At 75.3% G+C, this 23,691-nt stretch carries 16 protein-coding genes; 4 read left to right on the top strand and 12 right to left on the bottom strand.

Annotation, left to right across the window (positions count from 1 at the left end; all coding sequences use genetic code 11):
- Nucleotides 1-33: 33 nt before the first annotated feature.
- From FGW37_RS02935 to FGW37_RS02895, 9 genes are all read right to left on the bottom strand, one after another.
- The gene (locus FGW37_RS02935; RefSeq protein WP_246430235.1) at nt 34-1,377 is read right to left on the bottom strand and encodes a PP2C family protein-serine/threonine phosphatase; all 1,344 of its coding nucleotides are present in this window, start codon (nt 1,375-1,377) and stop codon (nt 34-36) included.
- A gap of 87 nt (nt 1,378-1,464) precedes the next feature.
- Nucleotides 1,465-1,893 (bottom strand): hypothetical protein, encoded by a 429-nt coding sequence (locus FGW37_RS02930; protein ID WP_179079611.1) that lies wholly within the window; start codon nt 1,891-1,893, stop codon nt 1,465-1,467.
- A 123-nt stretch (nt 1,894-2,016) separates the two neighbouring features.
- Entirely contained in the window at nt 2,017-2,148 is a 132-nt protein-coding gene (locus FGW37_RS33805; protein WP_281394666.1) for a hypothetical protein, read from the bottom strand.
- A 173-nt stretch (nt 2,149-2,321) separates the two neighbouring features.
- The gene (locus tag FGW37_RS02925; RefSeq protein WP_179079610.1) at nt 2,322-5,012 is read right to left on the bottom strand and encodes a condensation domain-containing protein; all 2,691 of its coding nucleotides are present in this window, start codon (nt 5,010-5,012) and stop codon (nt 2,322-2,324) included.
- Entirely contained in the window at nt 5,009-9,061 is a 4,053-nt protein-coding gene (locus tag FGW37_RS33125) for an amino acid adenylation domain-containing protein (RefSeq protein ID WP_246430234.1), read from the bottom strand. Before FGW37_RS33125 ends, FGW37_RS02925 begins: the two co-directional genes overlap by 4 nt.
- A gap of 57 nt (nt 9,062-9,118) precedes the next feature.
- Nucleotides 9,119-10,297, bottom strand: a complete 1,179-nt coding sequence (locus tag FGW37_RS02910) for an acyl-CoA dehydrogenase family protein (RefSeq protein WP_179079609.1) — start codon at nt 10,295-10,297, stop codon at nt 9,119-9,121.
- Nucleotides 10,294-13,464: a non-ribosomal peptide synthetase gene (locus FGW37_RS02905; RefSeq protein WP_179079608.1), complete on the bottom strand. Its 3,171-nt coding sequence runs from the start codon at nt 13,462-13,464 to the stop codon at nt 10,294-10,296. The genes FGW37_RS02910 and FGW37_RS02905 overlap by 4 nt, the downstream gene beginning before the upstream one ends.
- A 130-nt stretch (nt 13,465-13,594) precedes the next feature.
- Nucleotides 13,595-14,920: a condensation domain-containing protein gene (locus FGW37_RS02900; RefSeq protein WP_179079607.1), complete on the bottom strand. Its 1,326-nt coding sequence runs from the start codon at nt 14,918-14,920 to the stop codon at nt 13,595-13,597.
- A 751-nt stretch (nt 14,921-15,671) separates the two neighbouring features.
- A complete protein-coding gene (locus FGW37_RS02895) occupies nt 15,672-16,856 on the bottom strand; it encodes an MFS transporter (protein WP_425506479.1) in 1,185 nt (394 codons plus the stop codon).
- 394 nt (nt 16,857-17,250) lie between these two features.
- Between FGW37_RS02895 and FGW37_RS02890 the strand changes: the two genes are divergently transcribed.
- The 4 genes from FGW37_RS02890 to FGW37_RS02875 all read left to right on the top strand — a co-directional run bounded on the left by FGW37_RS02890 (nt 17,251) and on the right by FGW37_RS02875 (nt 20,327).
- A complete protein-coding gene (locus tag FGW37_RS02890; RefSeq protein ID WP_179079605.1) occupies nt 17,251-17,931 on the top strand; it encodes a ribonuclease H family protein in 681 nt (226 codons plus the stop codon).
- A 58-nt stretch (nt 17,932-17,989) separates the two neighbouring features.
- Nucleotides 17,990-18,778 (top strand): GNAT family N-acetyltransferase, encoded by a 789-nt coding sequence (locus FGW37_RS02885; protein WP_179079604.1) that lies wholly within the window; start codon nt 17,990-17,992, stop codon nt 18,776-18,778.
- 178 nt (nt 18,779-18,956) lie between these two features.
- Complete coding sequence (locus FGW37_RS02880; protein WP_179079603.1) at nt 18,957-19,604, top strand: DUF4360 domain-containing protein; 648 nt, start codon at nt 18,957-18,959, stop codon at nt 19,602-19,604.
- Nucleotides 19,605-19,664: 60 nt separating this feature from the next.
- Nucleotides 19,665-20,327 (top strand): DUF4360 domain-containing protein, encoded by a 663-nt coding sequence (locus FGW37_RS02875; RefSeq protein WP_179079602.1) that lies wholly within the window; start codon nt 19,665-19,667, stop codon nt 20,325-20,327.
- Between the two features lie 57 nt (nt 20,328-20,384).
- On the opposite strand, the gene FGW37_RS02870 is transcribed toward FGW37_RS02875, so the two are convergent.
- From FGW37_RS02870 to FGW37_RS02860, 3 genes are all read right to left on the bottom strand, one after another.
- Nucleotides 20,385-21,056, bottom strand: a complete 672-nt coding sequence (locus FGW37_RS02870) for a response regulator (protein WP_179079601.1) — start codon at nt 21,054-21,056, stop codon at nt 20,385-20,387.
- Nucleotides 21,053-22,381 (bottom strand): sensor histidine kinase, encoded by a 1,329-nt coding sequence (locus tag FGW37_RS02865; protein ID WP_179084472.1) that lies wholly within the window; start codon nt 22,379-22,381, stop codon nt 21,053-21,055. Before FGW37_RS02865 ends, FGW37_RS02870 begins: the two co-directional genes overlap by 4 nt.
- Nucleotides 22,382-22,476: 95 nt before the next feature.
- On the bottom strand, nt 22,477-23,679 hold the full coding sequence (locus FGW37_RS02860) for an acyltransferase family protein (RefSeq protein ID WP_179079600.1): 1,203 nt from the start codon (nt 23,677-23,679) through the stop codon (nt 22,477-22,479).
- Between the last annotated feature and the right edge of the window lie 12 nt (nt 23,680-23,691).

Raw genomic sequence — 23,691 nt, 5'->3', positions numbered from 1 at the left:
CCCGCCGATCCGTCGGCGGGGGCTTATTTCATGTCAGGCGCGAGCAGGCGGCGCCCGCAGGACGAGCAGGGCCAGGTCGTCGTGGCCGTCGCTGGGCCGGGCCTCGGCCACGGCCCGGCCGAGGACGTCGAGCGGCGCTCCCGCGTGGGCCGCCGCGACGTCGGCGATCGTGCGCAGCCCGGCGTCCACCCCGTGGCCCGGGTGCTCCACCAGGCCGTCGGTGAACATCAGCACGGTGGCCCCGGCGGCCAGGACGTACCGGTGGTCGTGGCGGGCGAAGCGGGCGTCCACCCCGATCGGCACGTCCGGCTCGGCGTCGAGGAAGTGCGTGCTGCCGTCCGCGGTCACCACCAGGGGCGGGGGGTGCCCCGCACTGCTCCAGACCAGCGACCACCCGTCGTCCCGGGGTGCGAGGCGCACCAGGCAGGCCGTCGCCATCGTGGGCTCGGCGACCGCCTCGAGCGTACGGTCCAGGCGGCTGAGCAGTTCGCTGGGCAGCGCGTCCGAATCGAAGGCCAAAGCACGCAGCATATTGCGGATCTGGGCCATGGTGGCGGCGGCGCGGACGTCGTGGCCGAGCACGTCCCCGACGATCATCACCCGGGTGTCGTCGGGCAGCACCAGCGCGTCGTACCAGTCGCCGCCGAGCAGGGCGGGGTCCGCGGCCGGCTGGTACGTGGCCCAGGCGTCGAACGGGCAGAGGTCCGGCAGGCTCGGCAGCAGCAGCCGCTGGAACTGCTCCGCGCCGGCCCGGACGCGGCCGTAGAGCCGGGCGTTCTCGATGGCCACGCCGGCGGCGCCCGCCAGCGCGACCACCACGGACTCGTCGTCGGCGTCGAAGGTGCCGCCGCCCTGCCGGTCGGCGAGGTAGAGGTTGCCGTAGACCTTGCCGCGCACGGTGATGGCGACGCCGAGCAGCGACCGCATCGGGGGGTGGCCCGGCGGGAACTGGGCGGCCTGGGGGTGATCGGCGATGACGTCCACGCGCAGGGGGCGGGGGTCGGTGATGAGCAGCCCGAGGAGGCCTTCGCCGTGGGGGAGGGCCACCCCGGTGAGCCGCTCCTCCTCCTCGCCGTGCAGGCCCACGGGGATGAACTCGGCGAGCTTGGTGCCCTCCTCGTCCAGCACGCCGAGGGCGCCGTAGCGCGCTCCGACGAGCTCCATCGCCGTCGCCACGATGCGGCGCAGGACGACCGGGAGCTCCAGCTCACCGCTGATCGTGAGTATGGCCCCCAATAAGCCCCGCATCCGCTCCTGGGCGCGGGCGAACTCGGCCAGCTGTTCCCCGAGCCGGTCGAGGTCCGCGTCGAGGCTCAGCCGCCGGCGGGCAGGGCTGTGCGGGGGACGGCCGTCATGATCTGTCTCGCTTGCTGCCACCGGCCACAGGCTAGTGACTCGGGGTCCGGAGCGTGGCCAATACTCGTATGTCAGTCCCGTGTCGGCCGCGCCCCGCCGCCCCCGGGCTCACAGCCTGGTGACGGACTCCTGGTGGGCGTAGCTGAAGCCCTCGTCGTCGAAGTAGAAGACCGTGACCTTCACCTGGTCGCCCTTGGCGAAGTGCGAGCCCGTGGCGGGGCGCAGCGTCACGCGGGCGGCGTGGCTCTCGTAGTCGCAGGTGAGCTTGTCGACCTTGATCGTTCCCGCGGCGACGGACTGGTCGTGACCGGTCGTGCCCGGCTTGACCGCGTTGGCGACCAGCTGGTGGTTCATGCCCGGGTCGCAGGAGTACGTGACGTCCGCCTGCAGGCCGGGCTCGTGGAGCGCCACCTTGCCGATCTCCAGGAGGTTGGCCTTGGCGGCAGCGGACGGGGCGGTGGCGAGTGCGCCTGCGCCGATCACGAGTGCAGCGGCCGCGGCGCCGGCGAGGCGGCGCGCGAAGCGGGACGACGTCATGACGGTTCCTTCCCCCCTGAACTGCCGCGGAGCCCCCTGGCCGTACCGGCCGCTGCGACAGTTGTTCGTATGTCGTGTGAGATCTCGGATGCTACGTGACGCGCCTCGTGCGGAGCGGCGGTTTCAGGCCATGTCCGGGGTGTCCGGGGAGGGGAACCTGGGGTTGGGGGTGAGGATGCGGCGCAGGACGGACTCGACCTCGGTGCGGGTGGGAGGCCGGGTGCCGGCCAGGCCGCGCAGGGTGATGCCGTTCATGGCCGCGGTACCTCCCGGTGCCGGATTACGGGATTCCGCATCATCTCGCGGCCGGGGCGTGACGTTCGCCTGCTCCGGTCGTTCTTCACGGCGGGTGCACGTAATACCGTCGGGCCGCCAAGGCGATCGCCTTGGCGGCCCGACGGTTTCCGCGTGCCGGACGGCCGGGCCCGTCAGAGCGCCAGCATCGCCGCGATCGCCGAGCGCCAGTCCTCGCCCGGGCGCTCCACCAGCTCCTCGGCCAGGGCCTCGGCGCGGTAGCGGTGGCGGTGCAGGAGGCCGGGGCCCGGGCCGGGGGAGGGGACGATCTCGCTGGGGCTCTCCAGCAGCCGCACGAGCTCGGTGGCGAACTCCTCCCAGCCGACGTGCCCGCCGATGGCGTTCACCGTGCCCTGCGGAGGCCGCTCGGCGCAGGTGACCAGGGTCCGGGCCAGGGCCGCGGCGTGGATCCAGGGGACGCCGGACCAGGCGTCGCCGGAGGGGGGCACGGCGCCCGCTGCGGGCAGGACCACCGGCCGGCCGGCGCGGGCCGCCTGGAAGAGCGCACCCGTCGCCCCCCAGCGCAGCTGGTCGCGCAGCCTCGGGTGCGGCCCCCAGACGATCGGGGCGCGGACCACACCCGCCCCGCCCCGCCCGGCCGTGCCCGCGGCCTCCCACAGCATCCGCTCGCAGTCGGCCTTGGCCCGCCCGTACGCGGTGAGCGGCTCCTGCGGCGGAGTGTCCTCGGCGACGTCCGTCACGGACGGGCGCCCGTAGGCGTCCACGCTGCTGACGAAGACGAACGAGCCGCGCCGCCAGCCGTCCAGCAGGACGCGCATCGCCGCGACGTCCACCTCCGGAGAGGTGAAGGTGCAGGCCGCGTGGATGACCGCGTCCACGCCGCCGGAGACCGCCGCGCGCAGGCTGTCCGCGTCGGCGAGGTCGCCCTCGGCCACCTCGACCCCGTCGGCCGCCACCAGGTGCGCCGACTCGGGCCGCACGAGCGCCCGGACCGGGCGCCCCCGGGCGGCCAGCTCCCGCAGGACGAACGCCCCGACGCCGCCGGTGCCGCCCGTGACCAGGACCGTGCCCGCCCGCGCGGACGGGGTACGGGCCGCCGGGGTGCGGGCCGCGGGGCGGCGGCGCGCGCGGGCCCGCTCGTCCAGCAGCGCCCCCAGCGCGCGCGGGGTGCGCTGTTCCAGGACGTCGAGCCCCGTCAGCGGCACCCGCAGCCGCTCCCGCAGGCGCTCGGCCACCCGTACCGCCAGCAGGGAGTGCCCGCCGAGGAGGAAGAAGTCCCCGTCGGGGCCGGGCCGTTCGCCCAGCAGCTCGCCGAAGACCGCCGTCACGGCCTCCGCCGAGGCGCCGAGCCCCGGCCCCTGCGGGCTCTTCGGCCCCTGCTGGTTCTCCGGCTCCTGCGGGCTCTTCCGTTCTTCCGGGGTCTCCGGCGCCCCGGCGCCCACCGCGCCCGGGCGGGAACCGGCCGCCAGCGGGCGCCTCCGGCCCGCCGCCAGCGCCTCCAGCACCTCCGCGAAGGTCTCCAGCAGCTTCCGGGCCGCTCCCTCGTCGACCCGTCCGCGGTCGAAGCGCACCAGGCAGCGCGGTCCGGCGTCGTCCGTGCCCTCCTCCAGGTAGAGGCCGAGGCCGAACTTGACCCCGCCCAGCTCGATGTCGACCGGCTCGCACCGCGCCCCGGCCAGCTGCAGCGCCGCGGGCCTGCCCAGGACGTCCGCGGTGACGCCCACCAGGGGGTTGCCTCCGCTGTCGCGAGCAGCCGCGCCGAGCCGCTCCACCATCAGATCGAAGGGGACGTGGCGGTGGCCCTGCGCTTCCAGCAACGCGTCCCTCACCCGTGGCAGCAGCGCCCCGGCGTCCCCGGCCCCGGCCAGGCGCGGCCGGATCGGGAGCGTGTTGACGCACAGGCCCACCAGATCGCGGGCCCCGGCCGTGTCCCGGTGGCTGCTGGCGCACCCGACGACGAGGTCCTCCTCGCCGGTCGCCTCCAGCAGCGCCGCGAACGCCGCCGAGAGCACGACGGTGAACAGCGTCGCGCGGTGCACGCGGCCCGCCGCCCGCAGGCCCTCGACGGTCCCGGGGGCCGGTGTCACGGACAGGGTGCGCGCCTCGCCCCGCCCTCCGGCCTCCGCCGCGGCCCGGGGGAGCGGCACCGGGCGGGCGTCCGCGAGCCGCTCCGCCCAGTACGCCAGGCCCGCGTCGAGCGCGTCCGACCCGGCCCGTTCGCGCCGGGCGAAGTCCGCGTACCGCGGGGCGGGGTGCTCCGGCTCCCCGTCGCGCCCCTCCAGCTCCGCGCGGTAGCGCTCGCCGAGCTCGTGGGCGATCACCTCCAGGGAGCCGCCGTCGACGGCTATGTGATGGAACGTCAGCAGGAGGGTGTGGTCGTCCGGGGCGTGCCGGACGTGCAGGGCCCGCAGCACCGGGCCGGCCGCAAGGTCGAACCGGCGGGCCGCCTCCGCGTCGAGGAGCCTCTGTGCGGCGCCCCCCGCGGCGTCCACGGTCCGCACCGGTACCTGCCGCGCCGCCGTCACCTCCTGGTACGGCTCGCCGCCGGCCTGCCCGTAGCGGGTGCGCAGCACCTCGTGACGGCTCACCAGCCCCGTCAGGGCCCGGCCGAAAGCGTCCGCGTCGAACGGACCGCGCACCCGGGTGGCGAACGGCACGTTGTAGACGGCGCCGCCCCGGCCGAGGCGCTCCATGAGCCACATCCGGTGCTGCGCGTGGGACAGCGGCGCGCGGCCGTCCCCGGCCTCCGCCGGTGCGGACGCGGGCGAGGGGCGCTCCCGCCGCGCACGGGCGTCGGCGCTGCGGCGCCGGGCCAGCCGCAGCAGCGCCTCCTGCCGGGAGGTCTCCGAAGCCGTACCGCTCACCGGGACGCCCCGTTCTCCTCGGTCTCCGGCTCAGTGCCGTACATCTCCACCAGCGCCTCCTCGATGAGTCCGGCCTGCCCGGCCACGGTGGGCGCCGAGAAGAACGCGGCGAGCGTCAGCTCCACGCCCAGGTCCTCGCGCAGGTCGTCGACGACGCCGAGCGCGAGCAGCGAATGCCCGCCGAGGGCGAGGAAGTCGGCGTCCGTCGTACCGACCTCGCACTCCAGCGCGCGGCCCCAGGCGTCGGCCACCGCCCGCTGCACGGGCGTCAGCTCCTGCCGTACGGGCGCGGGTCCCTGCGCCCCGGCGGCCGGCGGGAGACCGGGCAGCGGCCGCTCGGCGAGGGCCGGGCGGTCCACCTTGCCGTTGCCCGTCAGCGGCAGTGCGTCGACCACGGACCACGCGTTGGGCAGCAGGTGCGCGGGCAGCCGCCCGGCCAGGTGGTCGCGCAGCGCCGCGACGGCGGGCTGCCCCTCGCCGTCCGGCACGACGAACGCCACGAGCCGGGCGTCGTCGGCGCCGGGGCGCACGACGGCGACCGCGGCGTCGGCCACGCGCGGGTGGTCGCGCAGGGCGTGCTCGATCTCGCCGGGCTCGATCCGGAAGCCCCGGACCTTGACCTGGTCGTCGACCCGGCCGTGGAAGTCCAGCGTCCCGTCGGGCCGGGCCGACACGACATCGCCCGTGCGGTAGATCCGCCCCGCCGAGGGGTGCTCCACGAACCGCTCCGCGGTCAGCGCGGGCTGCCCGAGGTAGCCCGCGGCCAGGCGCGGCCCGCCGACCCACAGCTCGCCGCGGGTGCCCGCGGGAACCGCGTCGCCGTGCTCGTCCAGGACGTGCACCGTCGCCCCGGCCAGCGGGCGGCCGATCGGCGGCGGGCCGTCGCAGTCGGCGTCCCGCACGCGGTGGCCGGTGGCGAAGCTGGTCGTCTCGGTCGGCCCGTAGCCGTTGACCAGCTCCAGCCAGGGGTGCGCCCGCAGGACCGCGCGCGCGTGCCGCGCCGACAGCGCCTCGCCGCCCACGATCACCGAACGCAGCACGGCGAAGAGCGGCGAGCGGCGCGCGGCCAGGTGGTGGAAGAGCGCGGTGGTCAGGAACGCCACGGTGACGCCGAGCCGCTCCACGTCCCGCACCAGGCTCTCCAGCGACTGCCGGCCCGCGGTGGAGACGGCCACGGCGGCGCCGTTGGCCAGGGCCACCCATGTCTCGAACGGCGAGCCGTCGAAGGTCAGCGCCGAGTGGAGGAGGACCCGGTCCCGCCGGCCCACTGTCAGATAGGCCGGTTCGGCGGTCAGTTCCGCCACGCCCCGGTGGGTGATCGCGACGCCCTTCGGGCGGCCCGTCGAGCCCGAGGTGTACATCACGTACGCGGTCGCGCCGGGGTCGTACGCGGGCGGCTCCGGCAGGTCGTCCTCGGAGTGCTCCACGGCACAGCTCCCGGCGAGCCCGCCCGTGGTCAGGACCAGCGCCCGGACGGCCGGTACGCCGGCCGCTTCGAGCAGGTCCTTCTCGCCGACGACCAGGGAGACGCCGGCGTCGGCGAGCATCGCCTCGGTACGGGGGCGCGGGTACGCCGCGTCCAGCGGTACGTAGTGGCCGCCCGCCCACCAGACCGCGAGTTCCGCCACGACGACGCCCACCGAGTGCGGCAGGAGCAGGCCCACCGGAGTGCCCTGTCCGACGCCGCGGGCCCGCAGACCGCCGGCCAGCCGCCGGGCGGCCGCGGCCAGTTCCCCGTAGGTGAGGGTGAGTTCGCCGTCCGTCACGGCGAGGGCGGCCGGCTCGGCCGCGGCGTGCGCGAGCACGCGCCCCAGGACGCCGCCGGGAGCGGCGGGCAGGGCGCTGCCCGGTGAGGGGCTCGTGGGCACGGCCGGGGCGTCCGTGCCGCGGCCGGGTATGGCGCCCGGCGCCGCGGGAACGGGGTTGTCCGGGGTGGGGTTTGCGGTAGTGGTTGTGCGCTCCTGGTGGGCGCCCGTGAGCTCGGCAGAGTGGCCCGTGCTGTGGTCCGGTATGGCGCCCGGGGCTGCGGTAACAGCCTTGCCCGGGGCGGGGTTTGCCGTCACCGGCGTGTGCTCCTGGGGGGAGTCTGCGCGCCCGGCCGGGTCCTCCGTGCCGCTGCCCCGTGCGCCGTCCGAGGGCGCGGGGACCGCGCTGCCCTGCGCCGGGGGTGTCACCGGCGTCTTCTCCCGGTGGGAGTCCACCAGTGCCGCCAGGCTGCGCAGGTCGGGCCGGCGCAGCAGCTGGGGCGCCCGCAGCCGGACGCCGAACCGTTCCTCCAGGGCGGTCAGCAGCCGGGCCGCGCTCAGCGAATCGCCGCCGGACTCCAGGAAGTTGTCGTCCGGACCGGTCTCCGGGCGGCCCAGGACACCGCGGCACAGCTCGACGACGATCCGCTCCGTGTCCGTACCGGTGACCGCGTCTCCCGCCGCAGCCGGGGCCGCCGCAGGAGCCGCTCCGGCAAGCAGCACCGCCCGGTCCACCTTGCCGTTGCTGTCGAGCGGGAACGTCTCCACGTAGCGCAGCGCCGACGGCACCGCCTGCTCGGGCAGGCGGCCGCGGACCGCCTCCAGCAGCTCCGCCGCCGGCGGGGCCCCGGCACCGGGTGCGAGGCGGACGAACGCGATCAGCCGGACGTCGCCCGCGGGGGAGGACTCGGCCGCGACGACGGCCCGCAGGACGCGCGGGTCGTCCTCGAACGCGGCCTCGGTCTCGGCCGGTTCGATGCGCGCGCCGCGCACCTTGACCTGGTCGTCCAGGCGGCCGAGGAACTCCAGCACGCCGTCCGGCCGCATCCGCACCCGGTCGCCGGTGCGGTAGACGCGGTCGGTTCCGGTCACCTCCGGCGGCGGGGCGACGAAGCGGCGCGCGGTCAGGGCCTCGTCCAGGTAGCCGGTCGCGAGGCCCGCGCCGCCGATCCGCAGCTCGCCCGCCTCGCCGCGCGGCACGACGTGCCCGGCGGGGTCCGTGACGCATACGACGGTGCCGTCGACGGGCGTGCCGATCGGCGGCGGGGTGCCGGGGGAGTCCCCGTCCGCCACCAGGGCGTGCGTGGTCGCCACGACCGTGGCCTCGGCCGGACCGTAGGCGTTGTCCACGCGCGCGGTGACGTCCGGTCCGGGCCGGCGGCGCAGCCGGTCGCCGCCGATGCTGAGGTGGCGCAGTGCGGGCAGGTCCGGCCAGGGGCGTTCGAGGACGATCTCCGCCAGGGGGGTGGGCAGGATGGTCACGGACACGCCCGCCCGCCGCCACCAGGCGGTGAGGACGTCCGGGTCCCAGCGGACGTCGTCCGGGGGGACGGTGAGTGCCGCGCCGGAGGTCAGGGCGGCCCACAGCTCCAGCACGTGGGGGTCGAAGGAGACGCCGACCAGCAGGCTGTGCCGGTCGCCCGGGCGGGCGCCGGTGCGCGCGGCGTACCAGCGCAGGCGGGCGGCGAGCGCGGCGGAGGTCACCGCCACGGCCTTGGGCGTTCCGGTCGACCCCGAGGTGAGCACCGCGTAGAAGGTGCCGCCGGGAGCGGCGGGGCGGCCGGCGGCGGTGCGGGCGGCGGGGAACGCCGCGACGGGCTCCCCGTGCGCGTTCGCGCCCGCCGCGGGCAGCGGCAGGGCCAGCCGCTCGGCGTCGTCGTACGCCCCGGGCAGCGCGCCGGGCGTGCCGATCAGGCAGGTGACGCGGAGCCCGTCCGCCACGGCGGCCAGCCGCCGTTCGCCGGGGCGCGGCCCGAGCGGGAGGTAGACGGCCCCGAGCCGGGCGAGGGCGACGGCCGTGGCGACCAGGGCGACGGAGCGGTCCAGGCAGACGCCCACGAGGTCGCCGGGGCGCACGCGGTCGCGCAGCGCGTCGGCGGTCCGGCCGGCGAGGGCGTCGAGTTCGGCATAGGTCCAGGTCAGTTCACCGTCCTCGACGGCGGGGGCGTCCGGGTCCCGGGAGAGCTGCCGGGCGTACCGGGCCAGGACGTCGTCCCAGCCGTGCGCGGTGGCGGTGCCTCCGTGGGCGACGGACAAGGCGGTGGAAGGGCCGGCGGCCGGGGCGGTGTCAGGTGAAGAAGTCATGATTCCTCCGTGGATGACGTCGGAAGGGAGAAGGGGGGAGAAGGGGTACGGAAACGGTCAGCCCAGTCCCATGGCCCGGGCGACGATCACCTTCTGGATCTCGGAGGTCCCCTCGATGATCGTCATCATCCGGACGTACCGGTACAGGAATTCCAGCGGGTGGCCCCGCACCCAGCCCGTCGCCCCGTGCACCTGCAGGGACCGGTCCACGACCCGGACCGCGGTCTCGGAGGACGTCAGCTTGGCGAGCGCCGCGTTCTCCGGGGTCTCCACGCCCTCGTCCACCAGCCGCGCGCACGCCAACGTCAGCAGCTTGGCCGCCTCCACCTCCGCCCGGCTGCTCACGAGGTGCTCCTGGACGTGCTGGTACGCGCCGATGCGCTCCCCGAAGGCCCGCCGCTCGCGCGCGTACCCGACCCCCAGCTCCAGCGCGTGCTCGGCGATGCCGTTGCACATCGCCGCGACCACGAGCCGGCCGCGGGAGAGGCTGTCGATGCCGTTGCCGAGCGCCGCGCCGACGCCCGCCTCACCGCCGATGACGGCGTCGGCGGGCAGCCGCACCTCGTCCAGCACCAGCTCGTACAGCTCCTCGCCGGACATGCCCTGGTAGCGCTGGCCGATGCGCAGGCGCGGCTGGTCCATGCCCATGACGAACGCCGTGGGGCCGCCCTCGCCCCCGTCGCCGTCCACGGCCCGGGCCACGACGATGACGAAGTCCGCGTGACCGGCGTTGCTGACGAACGTCTTGCGCCCCGACAGCACCCAGCCGCCGTCCGCGTCCCGCGCGGCGGTGGTGGTGAGGTGGAAGGCGTCGGACCCGGCGTTCGGCTCGGTCAGCGCGAGGCAGCGCGTCGCCTCGCCGCGCACCAGCGGCTTCAGGTACTGCTCGATCTGCTGCTCGGTGCCCTGGCGCAGCAGCGGGCTCGGCCCGTCCGAGCCGGCGAGCGCGTACGGGGCCAGCGGGCAGCCGCTGCGGCCGGCCGCGTGGTGCAGCAGCACGACGGCGCTGAACGGCATGCCGGAGCCGCCCAGTTCCTCGGGGTGGTCGCCGGCGTAGAAGCCCAGCTTCGCCGAGCGGCGGCGGACGTACGCGCGCAGGTCGGCCGGCGGCATGTCCCCGTTCTCCGGCAGCTCGGCCGCCAGCGGGACCAGCTCGCGGCGGACGAACGCGGTGAAGGCGTCGGCGATCTCGCGGTGCTCCGTCTCCAGGACGGAGGAGGGGGTCGTGGCGCTCATCGGGCGGTCTCCGTCAGGGCTCGGGCCTGGTCGGCGAGGACGGGGTGCTGGAAGAGGACGCGCAGCGGCGGGCGCTTGCCGAGCCGGGTCTCCAGCCAGGCGGCGAGGTGGGCGGCCAGCAGGGAGTGCCCGCCGACCTGGAAGAAGTGGGACGACGGCGAGAACCGGTCGTGCCCCAGCACCTCCCGCCAGCCCTCGGCCACCAGGGCGACGGCCGGGTCGGTGGCGTCCGCCTGCTCCTGATCCGCCGGGCCGGCGGCCGTTCCCGCCTCGGCGGCGAGGCGGGCCAGCGCGGCCCGGTCCGGCTTGCCGCCGGGCAGCGCCGGCATGGCCGCCGCCGGCCGGATCCAGCGCGCGGGGACGAGCGCGGCGGGCAGCCGCTCGGACAGCGCCTTGTGCAGCAGGGCCTGGTCGGGCTCCTCGCCGCCGTCGACGAAGCCGGTCAGGCAGGGGCCGCCGGTCGCGTCCCGGCCGAGGACGACCGCGCACGAGCGCCCGCCGAGGACCTCGGAGGCCACCGCCTCGATCTCCTCCGGCTCGATGCGGTAGCCGCGCAGCTTGACCTGGTTGTCGCGGCGGCCGAGGAACCACAGCAGGCCGTCGCGGTCCCGGTAGCCGAGGTCGCCGGTCAGATAGGCGCGTGCCCCGCCGAGCGCGGGCACGGTGACGAACCGGGCCGCGGTGGCCGCCGCGGCCTCGCCGCCGAGGTAGCCCTCGGCGAGCCCCGCGCCGGAGACGGCGAGTTCGCCGACCGCGCCCACGGGCAGCGGCTGCAGACCCGCGTCCAGGACGTGCACGCCGACGCCCGGCAGTGCGGTCCCCAGCGGCACTTCGCCGCTCTCGCCGCCTTCGCCCGTGCCTTCGGTCCCCTCGCGGGTCACCTCGTGGACCGTGGAGGTGATGGTCGCCTCGGTCACCCCGTAGGCGTTGAGGATCCTCGCGTCCGTCGCGGCGAGGACGTCCCGCAGCGCGGCGGCCGGCAGCCGCTCGCCGCCGGCGACCAGCAGCCGCGGCTCCCACATCCCGTCGCGGAGCGCCTCGCACAGCTCCTCCCGTACGGCCAGGAGGTAACTCGTCGGCAGGTTGGCCACGCTGACGCGGCGGGCGGCCAGGACGGCGATCAGCTCGGCCGCGGTCGGGACCTCCCGCTGCGGCACGACCAGGGACGCACCGGCCAGCAGGGACGGCAGCACCTCCTCCAGCGCCACGTCGAACGAGGGCTGGGCGAAGAGCAGCACCTTGTCGTCGGTGCGCAGCCCGAAGCGCCCGGCCACCGTCGTCGCGTGGTGGGCGAGTGCGGCCCGGCCGACCGCCACGGCCTTGGGCAGGCCCGTGGAACCGGACGTGTGGATGACGTACGCGGCCCCGTCGATGCACTCGGCCGGCGCGGCGGCGGGGAAGGCACCTTCGGCGTCGAGCAGCGCGACCGGGACCGGCAGGCCCGCCGCGGGCAGCGCGAGGGCGCTCTCGCGGTCCGTCACGACCAGGGCCGGGGACAGGCGCTGCAGCAGCGTCTCCAGGCGGTTCGCCGGGTCGTTGGGGGACAGCGGGCAGTAGACCGCGCGGAGGCGCAGGCACGCGAGCAGGGTCACGACGGTGTCCACGCCGCGCGGCAGGACGGCCGCGACGGGCCGGCCGGCGGTGACGCCCGCCGCACGCAGGCGCGCGGCCAGCTCGTCGACGAGCCGGCCGAGTTCACCGTAGGTGATCTTCCGGGCGCCGCTGACGAGGGCGGGGAGGCCGGGGTCGTGACGGGTGACGGGATCGAGGACGGCGTCGGGGGCGTCCGCAGCCCCGGACTCGTGAGCCTGCGCCGCCGGTACGGAGGCCGGCTGTGCGCCGAGCTCCGCGAGAGGCGCCTGCGGAGCCTCCAGATAGGCCCGTACGAGACCGAGGAAACGATCCGCCAGCAGCCGGGCGGCGTCCTCGTCGAACAGGTCCCGGTCGTAGTCCCAGACCAGCGTCATGCCGGCCGCGCCCTGCCGCGGCCCGACCGTGCGCCGGTCGTCGGGCAGCAGCACCAGGTCGAGGTCGAAGCGGGTGGTGCCGGTGTTGAAGCCCTCGAACAGCGACACGTCCAGACCCGGCACCTCGACCTCCGGCAGCGCCGCGTCGTGGGCGCTGAACATGACGCTGAAGAGCGGGTTGTCCGCGCCGGACGTGTGCAGGCCGAGCTCGCGGGTGAGCACCTGCACCGGGACGTCCTGGTACGGCAGGGCCCGGATGAGGCTGTCCGTGACCTCGTCCACCGCCTCGTCCGCCCCGGCCGCCGGGTCCAGGCGCAGCCGCAGCGGGATCGTGTTCACGAACATGCCGGTGGCCGACTCGAATCCCTCGGGGCGGTTGCCGACCGCGGTGCCGACGACGAGGTCCGCGCGGCCGCTGTGGCGGCGCAGGAGTTCGGCGAAGAGCGCGAGGAGCGTGGAGAAGGGGGTGTGGCCCTGGGCGCGGCTGTGGGCGCGCAGGCGCTCGGCGAGCGCGGCGTCGACGGCCTGCCGCAACTGGCCGCCCGCGTGCCGGCGCCGGGCCCCGGGACGGGCGAGACCGGGCAGCGGCAGGTCGAACGACGCGTCGCCCAGCTCGCGCCGCCAGTACGCAAGGCCCGCCTCGCGCCGGGCCGCCCGCTCGGGGCTGCCGGCGGCCTCGACGTGATCGGTGTAGGAGGCGGCCGGCGGCAGGACCGCCTGTTCGCCCAGCACGCGGGCCCGGTAGACGGTGAACACGTCGTGCAGCAGGATCGCGAACGAGTGCCCGTCGTGGACGAGATGGTGCTCGACGTGGACGAGGCGGTGGTGATCCGCGCCGAGCCTGACGAGGCACCAGCGCAGCAGCGGCGCCTCGTGGACGTCGAGGGGCGTCTCGGCCTCGGTGCGCAGCAGCGCCGCGAACGACTCCTCGGGGGCGGCCTCGCCGCTGAGGTCGACCGTCCGCCACCGGGGCGCGCAGTTCTCGCGCACGCGCTGGCCGGGCAGGCCGCCGGGGGAGTCGACGAGCTCGAGGCGCAGGCCGGGGTGCCGGTCCAGCGCGGCCGCCAGCCCCTCCCGGAGCGCGGCCTCGTCGAGGGTGCCGCGCAGGTCCACGGTGGCGGTGAAGTTGTAGGCGCGACTGCCGGGCAGCATCTGCTCGTGCAGCCAGACGATCTCCTGGGATGTGGAGAGTCCGAACATGATCAACCTTTCCGGATCGGGAGGTGTGCGGGCCGGGGCCGGGTGGGCCCGTGCGGCCGCCGGAGGGGCCGCCCCGGCGCCGCGCGCCGGTCGGGCGGTGCGGCGCGGTGCGGGGCGGCTCGCGGCGGGCTCAGCCCGCAGGCGCGGGATGCGCGGTGCGCGTGGCGAGTGCGGCGAGCGCGTCGGTCAGGTGGTCGAAGGCCTCTTCCGCACGGTGGTCCGCAACGGCCGACCGGTCCCAGGCCATGCGGACCAGCAGGTCGGAGCCGTAGGAGACGGAGACGGCGAAGGGGGCCTGTACGGGGCGGCCGTCGATGTGCGTCTCCCGCCCCGTGGCGTCGCCGAGCCGCAGCGGTGGCCGGCGGCCGAGATCCTCGAAGGTGAGGAGGCCGTCCAGCCGGCCGGACCACGGTGCCCCGGCCCGGCGGGCCGCGTGGACCACCTCGTCGAAGGGGGTGTCGGCGCGGTCGAGGTCGTCCCACCAGGCCGAGGCCCGCTCGGCGAGGCCGGTGTCGGCCGCCGGGTGCGCGACGGTGTTGAGGAAGCACCCGAGGACCGGCGCGGCGCCGGGGGGCCTGCCGCCCCACGGGTAGCCCAGGGCCGGTACGGCGTCCGGGCCGTGGAGCGTGCGGGCCGCCCCGGAACAGGCGTCGAGGAGGACGGGGAAGGCCGTGGAACGCGCGCCGTCGCCGGGGACCGGGATCCGGCGCAGGGCGGTGCCGGAGCCGGTGCCCGGGGCGGGGCGGGCCGGCGCGTGCACCGGGGCGCTCGCGCCGCCGCCGCGGAGGTCCGCGAGGCGCTTCGCCCAGTAGGCGAGGGCCTCCGGCTGCGACGCCCTGTCCTCGGCGGCGAGTTGACGGTGCACGGCGTCCGCGTAGGCGGCCATGCCGTCGGCCGCCACGCCCGCGGGCACGTCCTGCGGCCCGAGCCCGTCGCGGTAGGCCTCGGAGAGGCCCGCCGTGATCAGGCCCAGGGACTGCTCGTCGCAGGCCGTGTGGTCCAGGACCACGGCGAGGATCTCCTGCGGGCCGCCGTCGTCCGCCAGGACGAACCGCAACGGCGGGCCGTCCACGGGCCGTTCGGCCAGCGTGCGCAGCAGGGCGTCGCGAGCGCTCTCCCCGGGCCGCGGCCGGACCCGGTCCACCTGCCCGACGGGGTCGCCGGGCACCTGGAGCGGCACTCCGCGCCGCACCAGCGGGCGCGTGCGCAGCGCCGGGTGCAGGGCGGCCAGGTGCGCGGAGGCCGCCCGTAACCGCTCGGTGTCGACGGCCCCCGCGGGGAAGACGAAGAACAACGGGACCAGCACCGGCCGCCCGGCGGGGTCGAGCTGCCGGGCGAGCAGGAACCGCCGCTGCGCTCCGGTCACGGGCAGCGTGGTGCCGCCGGGCTCGGCGGCACCCTCGGTGAGGCGCCGGTAGCGGGCGAGATAGGACGAGGTGATGTTGCCGGGTTGCACGATGACCTCCCGTGCGCCGAGGGGCGCGACGGCTCGTGGGACGAGAGGAGCTATGGCAGGTGTCGGGCAGGTGCTACGAGTTGCGCTCGTGGCGGGTACGGCGGTGCGGCGGTACGACGGGGGTGGCGCGGTCGGTCGGGACGGTGGCCGGGACGGTGCCGGGCCGGTCGAACGAGCGAGGCGGCCCGGTCGTTCGGGACGGCTCGGCCGGTCGGGGCCGTGTCGGGAGTCGGGATGGGTTGGTGAACGGGGTGGGTTGGTGAGCGGGGTGGCGTGGTCGGTCGGGATGGTTCGTGTGGTCGGGTCGGTGCGAAGGCGGGTTCGGGGCGGGTGCCGGGATGGGCCGGTGATCTCGGTGATCTCGGTGATCCCGGTGACCTTGGTGGCTCGGTCGGAAGAGACGGATCGTCCGGTCGGGAGGGTCCGGGACCGGAGCGGCACAGCCGGTCGAAGTCGCTCGTACGGCCGGGGCGGTGCCGGAAGCCGGCTCGGGCCGGGTGCCGGGGCGGGCCGTGATCGGGGTGGCCCGGCCGGTCGGGAAGGTTCGTCGAGGCGGAGCCGTGACGGTGCGGCTCGGTCCGCCGCGCCGGAGGCCTACGGTCGGTCGGCAAGGCCGGGTTCGGATCGTCCGGGGCCGAAGCCGGGTGGCTCCGTCGGCCGGGGGCCGGTGCGGCTCGGAGGGACAGGGGCCCGGACCCCGGCCCGGGTCTTGCGACCGTCCGCCCGCCGGCGGAACGGGCCGCGTGCCGTGTCAGCCCGTGACCGCCGGCGCCGGCGGCAGTTCGCGCAGGCGGCGCAGTGGCGACGCCAGGAGCGGCACGGGCACCAGCAGGATCCCGGCGGCGCACACCCACACGGCGGCGCGCGGCCCGGCCGCCTCGGCGACGGCCCCGCCGACGAGCGCGCCGAGGGGCATGGTGCCCCACACCATGAAGCGCAGCGTGGCGTTCATCCGGCCCAGCAGTTCGGCGGGGCACAGCAGTTGCCGGAAGCTGACCTGTGCGACGTTGTAGACGACGGCGCCGAAGAAGACGGCCGCGGAGGCGACGGCGAACCACACGGCGGAGGCGCCCCGGCCGGCCAGCGGCCACAGCAGGGCGAACGGGCCGGTGACCACCGTCGACAGCCAGATTACTCTCGCCCGGCCGAATGCGCGTGCCAGCACCCCGGCACACAGGGCACCGGCCAGGCCGCCGACGGCCGAGGCGGACATCATCAGTCCCAGGGCGCCCGGCGGCAGGTCCAGCACCCGCACCAGGAACACGGTCTGGACCGCCATGAGCATCGCGGTGAAGAAGTTCGCGAGCGCCGTCGCGCAGGCGATCATGCGCAGGACCGGGTGCCGGAAGACGAAGGCGAGGCCTTCGGCGATCTGGGCGCGCAGCGGGACGCCCGGCGCGGGCGCAGGCTGCGGTTCGGGGGCCCGGATGCCGCGCAGGAAGACGGCGGACAGCAGGTAGCCGACCGCGTCGGCCAGCAGGGCGAAGGGCGCCCCGAGGAGCTGCACCAGGGCGCCGCCCAGCCCGGGGCCCGCCACCTGGGCGGACGAACGGGCCGTCTCCAGGGCGCCGTTGCCCGCGACCAGCTGTTCACGCGGCAGGAGGGACGGAAGGTAGCTCTGGTGCGCGATGTCGAAGAAGACGGTGGCCACGCCGGTGACGAGGGCGACCACGTAGAGGTGCGCCATGGTCAGGGCGCCGGCCCAGGCGGCGAGCGGCAGGCTCGCCATGGCCGCCGCGCGGACGACGTCGGCGCGGATGAGGACCGGCAGCCGGCGCATCCGGTCCACCCACGCTCCGGCCGGCAGGCCGACCAGCAGGAACGCCGCGGTCTCGGCGGCGGTCAGCAGGCCGGCCTCCATGGGGGAGGCGTCGAGCACGACCACGGCGACCAGGGGCAGCGCCACCACGGTCACCTGAGCGCCGATCTGGCTCACCGCGGCACCGGCCAGCAGTAAACGGAAATCCTCATTCCGTAAGAGGCCACCGCTGTGAGGCTTCATTGACAACATTTGGCAGACATTTGGGCATGACTATGCGCTCAGTCAAAAATGACGGATATTTTCGGTCATTAACCTTCTCGATATGGACAACTCCTATCGACCGCCCAGTGAACCGCAGGTGCTCGACATCTGAACGGCCCCCGGCGTGACCTGCGGTGGTCCGATGCGGGCGGGAGGAGGGGACCACCGGGCGAGGTGCGCCGGGGGAATGTCCGGTAATCGGTGTCCGGGTACCGCAGAGCGTCCGCGGGGTCGGGTGGACGGGCGGGGGCGGGGCCGTCCCGCCGGACGGGCACGGCGGGGCCGGGAACCCTGGCATGATCGAGGGATGTCTGAACAGATCATCGCCGCCTGTGACGGGGCATCGAAGGGCAACCCCGGCCCCGCGGGCTGGGCCTGGGTCGTCGCCGATGCGACGGGCACCCCTGAGCGCTGGGAGGCCGGCCCCCTCGGCAAGGCGACCAACAACATCGCGGAGCTGACCGCCCTCGAACGGCTCCTGGAGGCCACGGACCCGGCCGTGCCGATGCAGGTGCGGATGGACTCGCAGTACGCGATGAACGCCGTCACCAAGTGGCTGCCCGGCTGGAAGCGCAACGGCTGGAAGACCTCGTCCGGCTCGCCGGTGGCCAACCGCGACCTCGTCGTACGCATCGACGCCCTCCTCGCGGGCCGCTCCGTCGAGTTCCGGTACGTGCCGGCCCACCAGGAGAACGGCGACCCCCTGAACGCGATCGCCGACCAGGCCGCGAGTGACGCGGCGTCCCTCCAGCAGCCGGCCGGCACCGCGCAAGGAGCCGAGGGCATGCCCGTCCCGGCGCCGCGCGAGGCCTCGGCGCCCCGGCGCTCCGGCCCGCCGAAGAGCCGCAAGCCGCGCTCCTCCGGAACGGCGACGATCAAGGCGAAGTTCGCGGGCCGCTGCCCGTGCGGTCAGTCGTACGCGGTCGGCGAGAAGATCTCCAAGGGCGAGCGCGGATGGGGCCACCCGTCGTGCGCCGCCGCCACGTGACGACTGCCGCCCCGTAATTCCCGAGCGCCCGGCCCGGGCCGCCGCCTAGGGTCGGCTCATGCCGGCCTCCGAACTGCACCCTGAACTGCGGCGGATCCACGCCTTCCTCTCGGAATTCGCCCGCCGCCAGGCCGGGCGCACCATCGGCCTCCCGGGCGGCTTCGCCGTGCGGGACGACGCCTTCGCCCACTCCCGGGCGAACAACCAGGTCGTCGTCGACGGCGCGGTGGACCCCGGCGCGCTGCCCGCCCTCGCGGACGAAGCGCTGGGGGACCTGCCGTACCGTCTGGTGTCGGTCCTGGACGACGCGACCGGGACGGCGTGCGCGGAGCCCCTGGTGCAGGCCGGTTACAGGCACTCCGTCTACCTGATCATGCTGCACTCCGGCCCCGCGCCCGCGCTCGCCCCGGGCGCCGGGCCCGAGGCGGGCATCGTGGACCTGGACGCGCTCCGGGGACCGCTGGCCCGGCGCTGGCACGGCTTCGTCCCGGACGCCGGCGATGAGGTCGTACGCCATCTCGTCGAGCGCCGCGAGGCCCGGCGGCGCGGTGCCGAGACCGTGCACTTCATCGGCTCGCGGGCGGAGGACGGCGAGGTCGCGTCCTGGGCCGACCTGTACATGGACCCCGCATCGGGCACGGCCCAGATCGAGGACCTGGTCACGGCGGAGGACCGCCTCGGGCGCGGCCACGCCGGCGCCGTCCTCGCCGCCGCCCTGCGCCTGGCGATGGGTGCGGGCTGCGGCACGCGCTTCCTGACCGCCGACGCCGCGGACTGGCCGCGCCACTGGTACGCGCGCCGGGGCTTCACGGCCGTCGGCCGCATGCACTCCTTCGAACGTGCCTAGGACGCCCCGTTCCCCTCTGCCGGTGGTGCCACCGGTGCCACCGTTGCCACCGGGGCCCGGGAGGTGGGCCGACCGGTCCTCAGGGTCGGCTCAACCTGGCCTATGCACGACCCCTCCCCGGTGGTGGCATGGGCCGCGCGCACAGCGAGTCCGCACGGGGGAAGGAAAGGGGAATCCCATGTTCAGACCGGTGATGACCGCCGGAGCGGCCGTGGCGCTGGTGGCCGCCGCATCGTTCGCACCCTCGTCGGCCGCCGCGGACAGGGTGCCGCCGCCGGACAGGGTCGTCATCGACGTCATGGCGGTCAACGGCTCCGGCTGCCCGGCGGGGACGGCCGCCGTGGCGCTCGCGCCGGACAACACGGCCTTCACGGTGACCTACAGCAAGTACCTCGCCCAGGTGGGCGTCGGCGCCAAACCGACCGACTTCCGCAAGAACTGCCAGCTCGGCCTGAACATCCACGTCCCGCAGGGCTTCACCTACGCGATCGCCAAGGCGGACTACCGCGGCTTCGCGCACCTGGAGAGCGGTGCCGTGGGCATGGAGCGGGCCAGCTACTACTTCCAGGGCATGTCCCACACGACCACCGTCTCCCACCGCTTCGCCGGTCCGCTCAGTGACAACTGGCAGACGACGGACGTGACGGACGCGGCGGAAGTCGTCTACGCCCCCTGCGGCGCACAGCGGCTGCTCAACGTGAACACCGAGCTCCGGGTGAGCGCGGGCAGCTCGGACCCGTCGGACAGCACCAGCTTCATGGAGATGGACTCCACCGACGGCAGCGTGAGCACGCTCTACCACTTCACGTGGAAGGAGTGCCCCTGACCGGCCGTCTTCGGGCAGAGGTGTTCGTCCGTGATTCCTGGACCAGGGGGAGGTATCTCCATGTTGAGACCGGTGGTGATCGGCAGCGCGGCCGTCGCCTTGCTCGCCGCTTCGATGGTGCCGTCGTCGGCCGCTGCGGACGGGGACCCTCCGCCTGACAAGATCGTGATCGATGTGGTGGGCGTCAACGGCTCGGGCTGTCCGGCCGGTACGGCCGATGTCACCGTCAGCCCGGACAACACCGCTTTCACTGTGACCTACAGCAACTACTCGGCTCAGGTGGGCGTGGGCGCCAAGCCGACCGACTTCCGGAAGAACTGCCAGCTCAGCCTGAACGTCCATGTCCCCCCGGGCTTCACGTACGCGGTCGCCGAGGCGGACTACCGGGGCTTCGCGCACCTGGAGAAGGGCGCGACCGGCCTGGAACGGGCCAACTACTACTTCCAGGGCATGTCGCAGACCACGTTCGTGAACCACCACTTCACCGGCCCGCTCCACGACAACTGGCAGACGTCCGACACCACGGACATCGAGTCGGTGGTCTACGCGCCCTGCGGGGCCGTCCGCTACCTGAACATCAACACCGAACTCCGGGTGGACGCCGGCACCTCGGACCCCACGCGCACCACGAGCTTCCTGGCGATGGACTCGACCGACGGCAGCATCAGCACGCTCTACCACTTCGCCTGGAAGCAGTGCCCCCGCGGGACGGCAGCGCCCTGACCCACCCGCCTGATCCGCCATCCCTGACCCGCCTGACCCGCCGTCCCCCGGTCCGCGTCAGTAGCCGGCCGGTCTGACCAGACCCGTCTCGTACGCGAAGACCGCGGCCTGGGTCCGGTCCCGCAGCCCCAGCTTGACCAGGATCCTGCTCACGTGCGTCTTGACGGTCTGCTCGGCCACGACCAGCCGCGTGGCGATCTCCGCGTTCGACAGACCCTGGGCCACCAGGGACAGCACCTCCGTCTCACGTTCCGTCAGGCTCCCCACGCGCTCCTTCAGCGGCGCGCGGGGAGCCCCGGTCATCCGGGAGAACTCGGAGATCAGCCGCTTGGTGAGGTTCGGGGAGAGCAACGCGTCCCCGGCCGCGACCACCCGGACGGCCTGGGCGAGGTCCTCGGCCGAGGCGTCCTTCAGCAGGAATCCGGACGCGCCCGCGCGCAGCGCCTCGTACACGTACTCGTCGAGATCGAACGTGGTCAGGACGAGCACCTTGGTGGCGGCCCCGGCCGGGGCGGTGATGCGGCGGGTCGCCTCGATGCCGCCGAGCTCCGGCATCCGGATGTCCATCAGGACGACGTCGGGAGCGAGTTCGGTGGTCTTGGCGACGGCGTCGAGGCCGTCCACGGCCTGGCCGACCACCTCGATGCCGGGTTCGGCGTTGAGCAGCACCGTGAAGCCCTGGCGGACCATCATCTGGTCGTCGGCTATCAGCACGCGAATGGTCGTCACCGGGCGTCCTCGGCATGGTCGGAAGGGTCGGAAAGGTTGGAAGGGCCGGGGAGTCCGGGAAGGCCGGAGGGGGTGCAGGGCAGGACGGCGGTCACTTCGTAGCCGCCGTCGGGGGTGGGGCCCACGGCCAGGTCGCCGCCCAGCATGGCGGCCCGCTCGCGCATCCCCAGCACCCCGTGCCCGGCACCGGGCGAGCGCGGAGCGGGCACGTCCGGTGCGGAGTTGACGACCCGTACGGTGATCCGGCGCGCCCCGTACGCGGTCTCCACCCGCACCGGCGCCCCGGGCGCGTGCCGCATCGCGTTGCTGAGGGCCTCCTGGACGATGCGGAACGCCGACAGCTCCACGCCCGGCGGCAGCGGGCGCGGCGCGCCGGTGACCGAGGAGGTGACCGCGAGGCCGGCGCTGCGGACGTTGCCGAGCAGTTCGTCCAGCCGGTCGAGGGTGGGCTGGGGAGCGTGCCGCACCCCGTCGGCCCGGGCGTCCTCCGAGCGCAGCACGCCCAGGACGCGCCGCAGTTCGGCCAGCGCCTCGACGGCGTTCTGCCGGATGCCCGCGAGGTTCTCCTTGAGCTCCTGCGGCGGCTCCGTGACCAGGTGCGGGGCGACCTGCGCCTGGATGGAGATCACCGACATGTGGTGGGCGACGACGTCGTGCAGTTCGCGGGCTATGCGGTTGCGCTCCTCCAGCAGGGTGCGCCGGGCCCGCTCCTCCGCGGTGAGCTCCTCCTGCTCGGCCAGCCGGGCCTTGGCCAGGCGCCCGGAGCGGCGCGCCGCCCCGATCACCACCGCCGCGATGAAGCACATGGAGCCCCGGGTGACACCCTGGTTGTGCTCCTGCGTCGCCCAGGCCGTGCCGGCCACCCCCGTCAGCACGGTGATCGCCACGGCCACGGCCGCGCTCTGCGGGCGGATCCGCAGCGCGAGCAGGAGCAGGACGAGGGAGTGCAGGGCGATTCCGGCCACGTTCCAGGGCCACAGCCTGTCGGGGTCGATCGAGCTCTCTCCGACCAGTGCGGCTGCGAAGAGCAGGCCCGTCGAGAACCACCAGGCGGGCACCGGGCGCACCATGGCGACGGCGACGGCCGCCGACTGGAGCACGACGATCAGGAATCCGATCTCCGTGTCCGCCCCGTACCTGCTGTGCTCGGACTCGTTGGCGTTGAGCATGCCCAGGAGGATCACGAGCACGACCGTGTGGACGTGCGGCAGCCGGCCCAGGTGCCTCCCGAGCGGCAGCGGGTCGCGCGCCACCGTCCACAGATCCTCGTACACGGCGCGCGGCCCCGCCGCCAGTGCCCTCAATCGCCGCTGCTCCACGCGCATTCCGTCCCCTGTGCCCCCCGCGCCACCGGCGCTCAAGTGATCCATTCTAGGATTGCCTACGAACGTCTACGAACGCCTACGGACGCCGACAACGCCTACGAACGCCGCAGCGTCGCGGCCGGTCCGGGCCGGTGCTCGCGCACGACCCGCGTGGACCCGCGGCCCCGGGGACGCCCGTGCTCGAAGCGGCGGAACAGCGCCCAGCACCCCAGCAGCGCCGCCCCGAACACCGGCAGCCACGCGAGCCGGGCGAGCACCCAGCCGGGCCCGTCGGGGACGGTGTGCAGACCGGGCAGGGGCGCGCCCGCGAGCAGCCCGGCCCCGGTGATCGCCATCATCGAGGTCTGGTGCCAGAGGAATATCGTCATCGCGGAGAGGTTGACCAGCGCCACCGCCGTCCAGGCCGCCGGGCGCTGCAGTACCCGGCGCAGCGGCCCGAGGAGCAGGAGGGCGGCGCCGCACTGGGCGAGGCCGAACGTGACGGCGGCCAGGGTCGGCGGGCTGAGGTTGGAGACCTGCGCGCCGGGCACCCCGACCATGGCCGCCGGATAGCCGGCGAACGTCACGAGCAGCGTGGTGGCGAGCACGCCCCCGGCCAGCAGCGCCGGGCCGGTCGCGCGGCTCCGGAGGCGTCCCCGGGCCCATGCGGCGCCCAGGCAGTACGGGACGAGCCAGCCCGCCGCCACGTTGATCCATCCCGGCCACGCCGGCCCGTCCAGGGCGAACCGGATCGCGTCGACGCACAGGACGACGGCGAACGGCCACCACGGGGACACCTTCGCGACCAGCGGAGTCGCCGCCGTCAGCGCCGCGAAGACCAGGAGGAACCACAGCGGCGACCACACCAGCTTGAGCAGCGTCAGCACGGTCGCGGTGCCGGTGCCCGACGCCAGCAGCACGCCCGTGACGACGGCCCACACCGCCAGGACCGCGGCGACCGGACGGAACAGGCGGACGAGCCGGCCGCGCAGCCACTGCCCGTACGTCATGCCCCGCGCGCGGGCCGAGGCGTGACTCATCACGCCCACCTGCCCGCCCACGAGGAAGAACACGGCCAGGGTCTGGAACAGCCAGGAGGCGGGGGCGAGCCCGGGCAGAAAGGTGAGCGGGCTCGCGGCGTGTACCGGTCCGCCGTCGGCGACGAGGGCCGTCACCAGCCAGTGGCCGACCACGACACCGAGGACGGCGAAGGCCCGCAGGCCGTCGACGGCGCGGTCGCGCGCGGGCGGCGTCGCGCCGCGCAGGGCGGGCCACGGGGGGCTGCCGCAAGGCCGGGGGGCTTGTGTGGGGGACGCCATGAAGGACGGTTC

The organism is Streptomyces rectiverticillatus (assembly GCF_013394065.1).
Taxonomy (GTDB): Bacteria; Actinomycetota; Actinomycetes; order Streptomycetales; family Streptomycetaceae; genus Streptomyces; species Streptomyces rectiverticillatus.
This window is presented reverse-complemented; position numbering and strand designations above follow the sequence as displayed.